The organism is Klebsiella sp. F11 (assembly GCF_056712265.1).
The window spans coordinates 2,564,401-2,576,864 of record NZ_CM160060.1 but is presented as its reverse complement, the minus strand read 5'-3'; the positions used below and the strand labels follow the sequence as shown (position 1 = coordinate 2,576,864).

Sequence of the window (12,464 nt, the reverse complement as noted above, 5' to 3'; positions counted from 1 at the left end):
CAAACACTCACTGAACTGCCGCAATGCCCGGCATATAGTTGTTTCAACAGCCCCGCAGTGGGGTTAACTGAAGAAACATTTTCGAGGATATCAGAATGAAAAAAGTATTAGCTCTGGTCGTTGCCGCTGCTATGGGCCTGTCTTCTGCTGCTTTCGCCGCTGACGCGGTAAGCACCACTCAGGCTCCGGCTGCTGCAACTCACAGCACCGTTGCCAAAACCACTCATCACAAGAAACATCACAAAGCCGCCGCTAAACCAGCCGCAGAGCAGAAAGCTCAGGCTGTGAAAAAACACAAAAAAGCAGAAGCTAAACCAGCCGCCGCCCAGAAAGCCCAGGCTGTGAAAAAACACCACAAAGCAGCAGCTAAACCAGCCGCCGCCCAGAAAGCCTAGGCAGCTAAAAAACACCACAAAGCTAAACACCACGCTGCGGCTAAACCTGCTGCACAGCCGGCTGCATAATTAATCCGGTGAGTCTGGTTTCGTAATAAATCGGCGCTGCTTCAGCGCCGATTTTTTTAGGAGAGCATTATGCTGCAACGCTATCGTTTTGAGCTCATTCTGATCCTGCTGATAATCTGCGCCCTCTTCGCCCTTCGCCTGATATTTAAATAACGGCCAACGCCTGCCACAATGATAAAAAGGCCGCAGCGGCGACCTTGTGCATATCAAAAATATAAAAACGTTACGCCGATAGTTATTATTCAATCCGGCGCGTCGCTTCAACCCCTGGCGCAACGGCGATAACCGCGAACTGGCTGTATGACCCGGCGCTCGAACTATACGGCTTCGCCTGAACGTCGCGGTATTCAATGGACTCCCCTCCGGGCAAGGTAAAGCCTCCCGACGACCTGTCGATAAGGCCTGCCGGGGCAAACTGGACAAGAAATATCCTTTATCATCAGTAAAATATAGATAATATGCGTAAAACTTCCGCAATCGCGTGCGATCTGCAAGAAAAGTGACGTTTGCCTCTTGCCACAACCTCTCCCGCTCGCTAATATGCGTCCCCGTTGTCACCACAACATTGCGTTCATAGCTCAGTTGGTTAGAGCACCACCTTGACATGGTGGGGGTCGTTGGTTCGAGTCCAATTGAACGCACCATCACGCGTTTATAGCTCAGTTGGTTAGAGCACCACCTTGACATGGTGGGGGTCGTTGGTTCGAGTCCAATTAAACGCACCAAATGCGTCCGTAGCTCAGTTGGTTAGAGCACCACCTTGACATGGTGGGGGTCGGTGGTTCGAGTCCACTCGGACGCACCAGATTTTCTCGATCTGGTGCATTTCCTCGAAAGAAGCGCTTCCTGTAGCCGTTCACCCTACGCAACATTCCCTTATTCCACGGCATTTAAATCCATTTAATCCCCTACGCCTATTATCAACCAGATATCCCAACGTCCCAGTTTTCTGTCCAGACCAGACCCGTCGGCAGCACGGACCGCTAGCGCTTTCAGAGCCAGCAATCCGCCCGGCAAACGCTACGGACGAGTCGTGAAGCTTCCCTATGCCGTTTTACCTGACGGCAAAAAAAAGCCGGAATAGCAAAGTATTCCGGCCCGCGATGGATGACGCCTTAGAAATGCGTATTCACGCTCACATAGAACGTCCGACCCGACTCGTTGTAGGTTTCCGCGCCGGCGCCATACAGATAAGCCCCGGTAGTCGAGTTCCCCGTCGTCTGCGCATTACCGGCGCGATAGTGGCGAATATCAAACAGGTTATCCACGCCGCTGGTCAGACTCAGGTTTTTATTGACGTCCCAGGTCGCGCTCAGCCCAACAATGCTGTATGGACTGACTTCATTTAGCTCGCTTGCGGACACCGCCTCCCCCTTGTAGTTAAAGCGCTTCGGTTTCTGGCGGCCATACCAGGTGAAGGTGCTCTGTAAAGAGAGATCGTCACGCACCTGCCAGCTAACGGTCGAGTTCAGCGTGAACTGCGGGATCACCGACAGGCGATCGCCGGTGGTTTTGTTCTTGCTTTGCAGCATCCACGTCAGGTTGTTGCTCCAGCTGACCGTGTCGCTCACCGGCAGGTTTAGCGAGCCTTCCAGCCCTTCTACCAGCGCCTTCGGCACGTTTTCCCATTGATAAATATTGGTCGTGCCGTTGCTGGCCGTGCCTACCGCCGAGTAACCGGATTCAATCTTATTGCGGTAGTCGTTGCGGAACCAGGTCAGCCCCGCCTGATAACCCTCATGCTTATACTCAAGGCCGATCTCTTTGTTGACGCTGGTTTCTGCCTTCAGATCGCTATTACCCATCAGATAACAGGCGGAACTGCTGGCGTAGCAGCCCTGGCCGTTACTGTACAGAATATAGTTCGGGTTGAGCTGGTAGAGATTCGGCGCTTTATAGGCGCGGGCAATCCCCAGCTTCAGCGTCCAGTCATCGGAGAGCCCCTGGGAGAGGTTCAGCGATGGGCTCCAGTTATTACCGACAATACTGTGGTGGTCAAAGCGCAGGGCTGGCGTCAGCGTGGTGCTATCCGCCAGAGTGATATTGTCTTCGGTAAACAGCGAGAAAATTTCGGCGCTGGAGTACGGACTGCGCCCGGTTGCCGAGATGCCGTCGATGGAGCCATAGGAGAGAGACTGGGTGGTCGACACGCCATCCTTCATCCGCTGTTGGTTCCACTCGGTGCCCAGCGTCAGATTCTGCTCAACCCCGAGGGTAAACGGAATATTCACTTCACTGTGCAACAGCACGTCCGACAGGTCGATATCCGAGAATTCGCTGCTGGAGAAGATACCCTCCGTTCCGCCCGCCAGCCCTTCGCTCATCCGGGAGTTGCGAGTATGTTCATACTGGGCGTAGCTGTTGCTGGTCACCCCGTTATCCCAGCCGCCGGTCCAGGTCACACCATAGGTCTGGCGATAGAGGCGGTTGGTCTCCTTGCCGTACATACTCTTTACCAGCGTGCTGGTGTTGGTGTTCTGCGTGTCGCCGGCGTAGAGGTTGCCCTGACGGCTGTAGCCGGTTTCAAACTCCAGAGCCTGCATCGGCGCAAACTCCCAGCGCAGCTTGCCGTGGATATCTTTATTCACAACGCCTTCGCGCCCTGCGGGATAGGATCCCGCATAGGTACCGGTTCGTGCCGCTTCATGGCCGGAGTTAATATCCTGGGCATCGGCCTGCGTCTTGCTCAGATTGCCCCATAGATTAAAGCTGACCTCATCCGACAGCGGACCGTTTAGGCTGAAGTTCGTGCGCTTCGTCGCCCCCTCTTTACGATGCTGAGGCGCGTTCATATAGGTATTCCAGGAACCATGCCACTCGCTGCTGGTCGGTTTAGTGACGATATTGACCACGCCCCCCATTGCGCCATTGCCGTAGCGGGCCGCCGCCGGGCCGCGAATAACGTCAATATGATCGATCATTTCCGCCGGTACCCAGCTGGTATCGCCGCGCGTGTCGCGGTCACCGCGCCAGCCATAGCGCACCGAGTTACGGCTGGTCACCGGTTTACCGTCAACGAGAATCAGCGTGTTCTCAGGCCCCATCCCGCGAATATCGACCTGGCGGTTATTGCCGCGCTGACCGCTGGTGGAGTTGCCCGTCAGGTTGACGCCGGGCTGGGTGCGAATCAGTTCGGAGACGTCGCGGGCGGGTGGATGTTTGCGGATTTCATCGGCAGTGATGGTGGAGACGCCGGGGGCCTGGAGGGTCTGCGCGGCCGCGGTAACGACCATCGTTTCGTCTTGATTCTCCGCTGCGGTTGCCGCAGCGGATTTCTTCGTTTCGTCTGGAGTGCTGTCGTCAGCGGCCTGCGCCGGCAACCCCACTCCCCAGATAGCCATATGAATCAGCACGGCCAGCGAGTAGTGTGAATAATGTTTCATGGAATATGCCCTGTTTTCTTTTATTGCCTTCGGGGCACGCCTTCTTCATTCGTCAGATAAACACCGGCAGCGACCTCCAGACACAGAACATCTTCTCTGGTTTTGGCGTAAGCAAAGCCCCCCGATGTCATATCGGGATATTAATTAGCCATTTGCACCGAAAAAAAAATCCGCTCTGGAAAAATGAAGAAATAAACGCGCCACGCTATTCTTTGATAGCGTATTCCTATCGGCAGCCAATTGGATTATTGTGCCGCTCTACGTTATTAAAAATGAGATTCATTATCAAGCTGATAATTAATCAACGGATTTTTATGTTTAAATAATTCAATAAAATCAACCATATATAAAATAAATATTTACATTTTAAACTCATTAAAATAAATGAATCACATCTACATTAAATAAGCACAATTTAATCATAATATCCCCACAATTGTTAAAGTCGACACGCCTTTATTATTGCAAGAAAACTTTGCAATAAAAATGCCGTGCCGGTTATTATTCACGCCCGTACTCTCGATAATATGCGGTACCTGGTACCGGCTTATCGGGCAGCATCAACAAAAAATGACTTTAATCCCCTTGAATGAAATGGCGCTCCCAGCAGCTTCAGCCAACCATGCGCTATCAGAAACAGGCACTTTACCACTGCCCAGCCATCCCTCGTTTATACTTCGGGTAGCGCCCTTAGGGACACCTTCAGCGGCAGCCCGCTAACGGATGGCTGCGCCTAAAATAACGAGCCCATATCAATGAAGAAAATTGCGATTATCGGCGCGGGGCCGACGGGGATCTATACGTTTCACGCGCTGTTACAGAGCGCGGCACCGCTGGCCATCTCTATCTATGAACAGGCCGATCGGGCCGGCGTCGGGATGCCCTACAGCCAGCACGACACCGCGCGGATGATGCTGGCGAACATTGCCAGCATTGAAATCCCGCCTATTTTCTCGACCTATATCGACTGGCTGCAGGGGCTAAGCGCCGGGCATCTGGCGCGCTACGGAGTACGCAAAACGTCTCTTCACGTTCGCCAGTTCCTGCCGCGCCTGCTGCTGGGTGAATATTTCCGCGACCAGTTTCTGCAGCTGGTTGCAACTGCCCGCAAGCGCGGGTTTGAGGTCACGGTCCGCGAATCCTGCAAGGTAGAAGATCTGCACGTCACCCCCTCCGGGGTGATGCTCTACGCCCAGCACGCCGTAGAACCGGCGCATTTTGACCTTGCGGTTATTGCCACCGGCCACGTCTGGCCTGGTGACGATACCACGCCGCGCGCCCACTACCCGAGCCCGTGGTCGGGGCTAATGAGCGCGCGTATCGCGCCCTGTCGGGTCGGCATAATGGGAACGTCGCTCAGCGGTATAGATGCCGCCATGGCGGTAGCCGCGCAGCACGGAGAGTTCGTGGAAGCGGCGGACCAGTCGCTCAGCTTCAGGCTGGATCGCGGCAGCGAGGGGCTGGAGATAGTGATGATGTCCCGCTCGGGGATCCTACCCGAAGCCGACTTCTACTGCCCGATCCCCTATGAGCCTTTAACTATCGCCAGCGACGAGGCTATTAGCCGGCAGATCGCCGCCGGATCCGCGGGGCTGCTCGATCGGGTTTTCGCGCTGATGGTGCAGGAAATTGACGCCGCCGACCCGCGCTGGAGTCGGGAGATGGCGCTTAACACGCTAAACGCCGACAGCTTCCACGATGCCTGGTTCGCCGCGCGCCGGAAGTATGACCCTTTTCAGTGGGCTGAGGAGAATCTCATTGAGGTCGAGCGCAACAAGCGCGACAGACGTACCGTGGCCTGGCGCTACGCGATCCTCAGACTGCATGAAGCGGTCCAGGCCATCGTTCCTCACCTCGACTCGCGCGACAGCGAACGGTTTAGCGCCGGCCTGGCCCGGGTGTTTATTGATAACTACGCGGCGATCCCGTCGCAATCCATCCGCCGGCTGCTGGCGCTGCGCGAGGCGGGCGTTATCAGCATTCTCCCCCTGGGACCCGATTACGTCATCGCCAGTGAGGATAACCTGACGGAAATTAGCGCCAGGCAGTCCCGATATACCTTTGACGTCTTTATCGACGCCCGAGGACAGAAGCCGCTTAAGACCAAAGACCTGCCATTCCCGACGTTGCGCAGGCAGATCCTTGCCGGCGGAGACGCTATACCCGAGGTCGGTGAAGACTACACGCTGCTTGAACCGCAGATCGTACGCGGACGCATTGCATTCGGAGCGCTGCCCTATCTCATGCACGATCGTCCGTTCGTTCAGGGCCTCACGGTATGCGCGGAGATCGGTGCGGCAATGGCCAAAGCCGCCTCGCAGCCGGCAGCGCGTCCGCGGCGGAGGCTGCCGTTTATCGAGAGCTAGCCGCTATTGACGCTTTCGGGCGAGCATCGGCGGCCTGCCCCCACCCTTAGCGGCGATCGGGCGCAGGCTGCCAGGGGTCCTTTTCCCGATCCTCGCCATCATCAACACCTCCTCGGTGCAGGCCTTTAAGCCCAGCCCGATACTCTTTGACTACGCCCAGACCAAAGCCAGCCTCGTGGCCTTCACCAAATCATTGGCCAAACAGCTGGGTCCAAAAGGGATCCGCGTCAACGCCGTCGCGCCCGGCCCCTAGTGGACGGTTCTGCAGTCCAGCGGCGGCCAGCCGGAGGAGAAGGTCCGCCAGTTCGGCGCGGATACCCCGCTCGGCCGTCCGGGGCAGCCGGTCGAAATCGCCCCGCTGTACGTGACGCTCGCCTCCGACGCCTGCTCGTTCACCTCCGGCCAGGTCAGGTGCTCGGACGGCGGCGACGGCGTGCTGTAAGTCGGCCGCCGGCAAGTGGATCAGATAGCATTGTCAGCGCGGCGAGGAGCTCGGCCTTGTCGGGCCAGGACGGGATTCGTTTTGAACAGCGCGCAGCGGGTGATTGAACCTGCGCGGCGGTAGCAGAGCAGGTATCGGGAGAATGGCGGCGCGGTGCGGGATGCAGGGCTTCCCTGCCCTGTCGCCGAATTACTCGAAGAAAACTTCAGGGTTTTCAGAGAGCGAGACGAAGGATTTGGTATTTTTATCCAGGGCGCCAATCGCGCCGCTTTCAATATCATATACCCAGCCGTGCAGGCGCAGCGCGCCGTCGCGTAGCCCGACGGCGACCGACGGGTGCGTTTTGATATTGTTAAGCTGGGCGATAACGTTCTCGCGCACCATCGCGTTCACTTTATCAATTTCGCTATCCCAGGTTTTGCTGTCTACCACCGCTCGCGCCGCATCGGCATAGTGCAGCCAGTGGGAAACCGCCGGCATCGCGTCCAGACACTGGCAGGTTGCCACCGCCGTCATTGCGCCGCAGTTAGAGTGGCCGCAAATCACGATATCGGTCACCCCGAGGGCAACAACCGCGTACTCGATGGTGGCTGAGACCCCGCCCGGTTCCGGCCCGAAGGAGGGAACGATATTACCCGCATTACGAATAACAAAGAGCTGTCCAGGTTCCTGCTGGGTCACCAGTTCTGGCACCAGACGGCTGTCGGAGCAGGAGATAAAAAGCGCTTTGGGATTCTGGCTGGACGCCAGGCTGCGGAAGAGCTCTTTACGCTGGGGGAAGATCTCTTTTTGGAAGTTGAGGAAACCCTCAATGATATGTTGCATAGCAGTGTCTCTTTTCTCTGTTTTAATTACGGTATGACAAAGATCACACTATGTAGTGTATCACCGACGGGTCGAATAGGAATTATTTTGCTAAACGCTCAGTTAGCGGGCAGCCGGGCGATACCCGGAGATATTGAAGGATCCGGGCAGCCCGGTACACCGACGGCTACGGTCACGATACGGCGCGGCGCTTTCAGCCTGTCCGGACGGCGTTTTAAAGCCCCGCCAGCTCATATTTTTTAATCTTACGATACAGGGTGGCAATGCCAATACCCAGCTCATCTGCCGCCTGCTTTTTATTGCTGTGACGAGCTAACGCTTCGCGGATCATCTGCCTTTCCATCTCCTCCAGCGCCGTGACGCTCTCCTCTTCCCCCGGCACGCTCAGCGGGCCGGCGGCACCCGGCTCACGCTCCGCCAGCCTGGCGCCGCTGATGATATTGGGCGGCATCTCGCCGGAGGGCACCACGTTGACCAGATACGCCATCAGGTTGCTCAGCTCGCGAATATTACCCGGCCAGCAGTAGCCCTTGAGCATGGCGACGACCTCCGCAGCCACGCCGGGGTAGACCAGCTCCAGACGCCTCGTATGCAGCTGCAGAAAGTAGTGAATCAGCAGTTCGATATCCTCCTGACGCTCCCGCAGCGGCGGCAGCATCAGGGGGATAACGTTGAGCCGGTAGTAGAGATCTTCGCGGAATTTGCCGGCAACGATAAACTGCTCGAGATTCTGGTTAGTCGCCGAAATAATGCGGATATTGACGGGCAGCGGATGGCTGGCGCCGACGGGCTGGATTTCTCGCGACTCAATGGCCCGCAGCAGCTTAGCCTGCAGCGTCAGCGGCATATCGCCAATCTTGTCGAGAAGCAGCGTGCCGTTGTTCGCCGCCCGGGAAGAGCGCCCGCAGAATAACGGCGATTACACCGTATAGATGCGGATGTCGTGCTCGCGAAACGTGGCGCTATACTCGCGGCTGACGTTCTCTTCCACCACCAGCACGTCGATAGCGCCGCTTTCAACCACCACAAAGCGGGCTACCGCCGGGATCTTGTCCGACGTCAGGCCGACGATAATTTCACTACACTGCCCGATCACCGCTTTCTTAAATTCGCAGTCCGCGTAGTCAAATCCCGTCAGGCCGGACTCCGGGGCCATCGCGCAGCCGCCGATAAACCCCTGGTCAAACAGAATGCCCTGCAGCTGCGCCACCGCCGAGGTGCCGACGCATCCCCCGGACGCCCGCTGTATCTGCCCGCCGAGGATCACCACGTCATAGAGCGGTTTTTTTAGCAATACGGCGGCAATTTCCGGCGAGTTGGTGACCACCGTCAGCGCCAGCTCGGCGGGAAGGGCCTCGGCCATCGCCAGGTTGGTGGTTCCGGTATCGATAAAAATACAGCCGCCGGGCTTCACCAGCCTTGCGCATTGCTGCGCGATCCTGAGCTTTGTTGCCGTATTCTTATCTTTGCGTTCGCTATAGTCTCCGGCCTCCGGCAGGTTCATCACCGCGCCGCCGTAGACCTTTTTGCAAAACCCACCTTTGCTAAGCTCATGTAAATCACGGCGAATTGTATGCTCTGAGACGTTCAGTCTGGCCGCCAGTTCGGCGCATACCACCCTGCCGTTCTCCTGCAGAATCTGGCAAATGAGCGCTTGTCGCTGTTGAGGGAATGCCGCATAATCGAGCACGCGAAGTCCTTAAATTAATATAATCGAGCACCAGTGAGCATGATCATGCATCTGCTCTCCCTCTGTCAACACGCCGTCAGGAGATATTCATGATGAAAGTAGCCCACCTCGCCCTGTGGACCCGTCAGCTTGAGCAGCAGGCCCGCTTCTGGGTCGACTTCTTTGCCGGCGAGATGAACGATAAGTACTACAGCCAGACGAATCCCGGCTTTGTCTCCTGCTTTGTGAAGATCGGCGACAATATTGCCATTGAGCTGATGACCAAACCGGGGCTCAGCCCAGGGACGCCGGATAATAACCACACCGGCTGGGTACATCTGGCCATTTCGGTAGGTGGAGCAGATAACGTTGATTCACTCGCGCAGCGCGCCGACGCACAGGGTATTCTGGTCTCGCCGCCGCGCACCACCGGCGATGGCTACTATGAGGCGGTGATAAAAGATCCCGACGGAAACCTGATTGAAATCGTCGCATAGCGAACGGCAGAGGCGGGTCGGAAAAGCGCCGTAGCGGCCAATTCCGCCCGACCTACCGGCGGGGTTAAGGCATTACAGACCGATCGGCTGGTAGCCCTGCCACTGCGGTTTATCCGCAGCCCCCGCGGCGTTGGCTATTAGATGGATGTACCATTCGCCAACCTGTTCCAGCAACAGGCAGTCATCCACCTCTTTGAGATTATCCTTGTGCTGCTGATCCACGCCGCACAGCAGTTTGCGCAGCGCCTTCTCTTTCGCTTCCCGCGTGTCCCGCGCCGCGAAAAGGTCAAACTCGTGCAGCTCCGCCAGCGTATCCGGCCGATAACCTCCGGCATTAACAAAGAACAGCCTGACGTCGCCCGCCGCGGGCTGCTTCGCTAATACCACGTCGTAGCCGTCGGCCCAGGTAATCTGGCTGTAGCCATCGATATGAATTTTATCGGCATCGCCAAACCACGCCTCGCGCAGCGCGGGCCAGGCGTCCTCGGGCGTTTTCGCCACCACAAACTGAATATCGTGCACTTCAATATTCGATTTTCCCGCATTGCCGCCCACGTAGAACATAAATAGTTTCACTTCCGATCCTCTGCATTGTTATTTTCGCTATATATCAGACTACACAACGAAGCCTTCAGCAAGTCGGCTGTCGCAAATGCGGCAGCCCGGGTTCAGCGCAGCCGCATTTGCAGCATCTCCTTCCGCGCAATAGAAACTTAACTGTATGATTTTAAACAAATTTAAAAACTAACTTTTCGGCACAGCCTTTGCTAGGTGATTATATAACTCGTTGGAATTATAGATTATTTAGTTATCTATTTTTTTGCATATAGTACTTCGTTAATCAGGATGGAATCAGCATGCCAGAAAGCACACAGCCGGTTAGTTACACGCGTTACGCCCCGCAAGCGCACGTCATCAGCAGCGATGAAGAAGCGGTGGCCATCGCCCATGAGATAGCGCTGGTGCTGCGGCCCGGCGCCGCCGAGCGCGACCGCAGCGGCATTGTGCCCCCCGAGATCGTCGATACCTTTTCCAACAGCGGACTGTGGGGCATTACGGTACCGCGTCGCTGGGGCGGAGCCGAAGTCTCTGCCGCTACGCTGGCGGAAGTTATCGCCATTATCTCCGCCGCCGACCCGTCGCTAGGGCAAATTCCGCAGAACCACTACTGCCTGCTGGAGGATATTCGCCTGCAGGGCAGCGACGAGCAGCGCGCCTTCTTTTTTAACCTCGTCCTGCAGGGACACCGCTTTGCCAACGCCCTCTCGGAAACCGGCGGTAAAACGGTGTTTGATATCCACACCCGGCTTGAGGCCCGCGCGGAGGGTCTCTATATCAACGGCCGCAAAGGCTACTGCACCGGCTCGCTCTACGCCCACTGGATCGGCATTTTGGCGTTAGATGCCGACGACAACGCCCAGCTGGCATTTGTCCCTCGCAACAGCGCGGGGCTGACCGTGGTCGACGACTGGGCCTGCCTCGGCCAGCGCAACACCGCCAGCGGGACGGTGCTGGCCGAGGATCTGGCGGTCGAGCCGTTCCATCTGTTCCCGACGTGGCAATCCTACGCCACCCCAACCCTCGCCGGCCCCTTCGCGCAGCTCACCACCGCCGCCATCGACGCCGGCATCGCCCGGGCGGCCCTCAACGACACGGTGGCGTTCGTGCGCGAATTCTCCCGGCCGTGGATTGACGCCGGGGTAGAGCGTGCCAGCGACGACCCGCTTACCATCTACCATATCGGGCAGATCGACAGCCGGCTGGCCGCCGCCGAGGCGCTGCTGGAACGAGCGGGGAAAACCCTCGATCGCTACCGCAATGCGCTGAACGAGGAGAACGTGGCGCTGGCTTCGGTTGCCGTCGCCCGTGCGAAGGTCTTTACCACCGAAGTGGCGCTGGAGGCCGCCAGCCGCCTGTTTGAGCTCAGCGGCACCCGCGCCGCCGCCAGCAGTAATAATCTCGACCGCCACTGGCGCAACGCCCGGGTTCATACCCTCCACGACCCGGTACGCTGGAAATACCAGCTGCTGGGCAACTGGGTGCTGAACGGCGTTCGCCCGCAGCGCCACGACTGGAACTGAGGTGGCAACGGTGCTGGAATTTTTCGCCGAAATCGACTGGAGCGACGTGGCGCAGGCCGCTATCGATACCCTGACGATGCTGGGCTGGTCGCTGGGCTTTACCGTCCTGATTGGCCTGCCGCTGGGGATCGTTCTCTACCTGACCGGCCAGCCCCGGCTGCTGCACGCCCCGCGGCTTTATCGCCTGCTGTCGCTGGCCGTCAACGTGCTGCGCTCGCTGCCGTTTATCATTTTGCTGATCGTGATGATCCCGGTCACCACCTTCATCACCGGCACCTCGCTGGGGGTGCAGGGCACCATTCCGCCGCTGGTGGTCGGCTGCGCGCCCTTCTTCGCCCGGCTGGTCGAAACGGCGCTGCGCGAAGTGGATCACGGGCTGGTGGAAGCCAGCTGGTCGATGGGCGGCAATACCCGGCAGCTGATCTGGCACACCCTGCTGCCCGAGTCGCGCTCGGGGCTGGTGGCCGCCGTTACCGTCACCGCCATTTTGCTGGTGGACTACACCTCGATGGCGGGGGTAATTGGCGGCGGCGGCCTCGGCGACCTGGCAATCCGCTTCGGCTATCAGCGCTTTCAGACCGACGTCATGGTGGTCACCGTGCTACTGCTGATTGCCCTGGTACAAATATTACAAATGAGCGGCGACCGCCTCGTGCGGTCGATAAGCCGTAAATAAAGGATGCCCGCCCTCTTCCCGCTGCCACAGCCGGTTGACGGGCCTCCGTCGCGCAAAAATT

General features: G+C 57.7%; 9 protein-coding genes, 3 tRNA genes and 3 pseudogenes. 10 read left to right on the top strand and 5 right to left on the bottom strand.

The window, feature by feature from the left end:
• Positions 1-95 precede the first annotated feature (95 nt).
• The 5 genes and pseudogenes from asr to AC1M2H_RS12795 all read left to right on the top strand — a co-directional run bounded on the left by asr (position 96) and on the right by AC1M2H_RS12795 (position 1,269).
• Positions 96-464: pseudogene (gene asr, locus AC1M2H_RS12815) on the top strand (acid resistance repetitive basic protein Asr).
• A 69-nt stretch (positions 465-533) separates the two neighbouring features.
• Positions 534-617 (top strand): small membrane protein YdgU, encoded by an 84-nt coding sequence (ydgU, locus tag AC1M2H_RS12810; RefSeq protein ID WP_480151926.1) that lies wholly within the window; start codon positions 534-536, stop codon positions 615-617.
• A 414-nt stretch (positions 618-1,031) separates the two neighbouring features.
• A tRNA-Val gene (locus AC1M2H_RS12805) sits at positions 1,032-1,108 on the top strand.
• A gap of 4 nt (positions 1,109-1,112) precedes the next feature.
• A tRNA-Val gene (locus AC1M2H_RS12800) sits at positions 1,113-1,189 on the top strand.
• A gap of 3 nt (positions 1,190-1,192) precedes the next feature.
• Positions 1,193-1,269 (top strand) — tRNA-Val (locus tag AC1M2H_RS12795).
• Positions 1,270-1,579: 310 nt separating this feature from the next.
• On the opposite strand, the gene AC1M2H_RS12790 is transcribed toward AC1M2H_RS12795, so the two are convergent.
• Positions 1,580-3,847, bottom strand: coding sequence for a TonB-dependent siderophore receptor (locus tag AC1M2H_RS12790; RefSeq protein WP_480151612.1), 2,268 nt, complete (start codon positions 3,845-3,847; stop codon positions 1,580-1,582).
• 755 nt (positions 3,848-4,602) lie between these two features.
• On the opposite strand from AC1M2H_RS12790, the gene AC1M2H_RS12785 reads away from it, so the two are divergent.
• Positions 4,603-6,213 (top strand): FAD-NAD(P)-binding protein, encoded by a 1,611-nt coding sequence (locus AC1M2H_RS12785; protein WP_480151611.1) that lies wholly within the window; start codon positions 4,603-4,605, stop codon positions 6,211-6,213.
• A gap of 94 nt (positions 6,214-6,307) precedes the next feature.
• Positions 6,308-6,655: pseudogene (locus AC1M2H_RS12780) on the top strand (SDR family oxidoreductase); the annotation flags it as partial.
• A gap of 189 nt (positions 6,656-6,844) precedes the next feature.
• Here the strand turns inward: AC1M2H_RS12780 and AC1M2H_RS12775 are convergent.
• From AC1M2H_RS12775 to AC1M2H_RS12765, 3 genes and pseudogenes are all read right to left on the bottom strand, one after another.
• Positions 6,845-7,480: a carbonic anhydrase gene (locus AC1M2H_RS12775; protein ID WP_426814532.1), complete on the bottom strand. Its 636-nt coding sequence runs from the start codon at positions 7,478-7,480 to the stop codon at positions 6,845-6,847.
• Positions 7,481-7,694: 214 nt separating this feature from the next.
• Positions 7,695-8,372, bottom strand: a pseudogene (locus AC1M2H_RS12770) (sigma 54-interacting transcriptional regulator); the annotation flags it as partial.
• Positions 8,373-8,399: 27 nt separating this feature from the next.
• The gene (locus AC1M2H_RS12765) at positions 8,400-9,170 is read right to left on the bottom strand and encodes a DeoR/GlpR family DNA-binding transcription regulator (RefSeq protein ID WP_480151610.1); all 771 of its coding nucleotides are present in this window, start codon (positions 9,168-9,170) and stop codon (positions 8,400-8,402) included.
• A gap of 92 nt (positions 9,171-9,262) precedes the next feature.
• Here AC1M2H_RS12765 and AC1M2H_RS12760 point away from each other — a divergent pair, with 92 nt between their 5' ends.
• Entirely contained in the window at positions 9,263-9,646 is a 384-nt protein-coding gene (locus AC1M2H_RS12760; RefSeq protein WP_480151925.1) for a VOC family protein, read from the top strand.
• A 72-nt stretch (positions 9,647-9,718) separates the two neighbouring features.
• Here AC1M2H_RS12760 and AC1M2H_RS12755 read toward each other — a convergent pair whose 3' ends face one another.
• Positions 9,719-10,222 carry a DUF1543 domain-containing protein gene (locus AC1M2H_RS12755; protein ID WP_480151609.1) on the bottom strand — a complete coding sequence of 168 codons (504 nt, stop codon included), beginning with the start codon at positions 10,220-10,222 and terminating at the stop codon, positions 9,719-9,721.
• A gap of 281 nt (positions 10,223-10,503) precedes the next feature.
• Between AC1M2H_RS12755 and AC1M2H_RS12750 the strand changes: the two genes are divergently transcribed.
• The gene (locus tag AC1M2H_RS12750; RefSeq protein ID WP_480151608.1) at positions 10,504-11,727 is read left to right on the top strand and encodes an SfnB family sulfur acquisition oxidoreductase; all 1,224 of its coding nucleotides are present in this window, start codon (positions 10,504-10,506) and stop codon (positions 11,725-11,727) included.
• Between the two features lie 10 nt (positions 11,728-11,737).
• Positions 11,738-12,403 carry a methionine ABC transporter permease gene (locus AC1M2H_RS12745; RefSeq protein WP_480151607.1) on the top strand — a complete coding sequence of 222 codons (666 nt, stop codon included), beginning with the start codon at positions 11,738-11,740 and terminating at the stop codon, positions 12,401-12,403.
• Positions 12,404-12,464 lie beyond the last annotated feature (61 nt).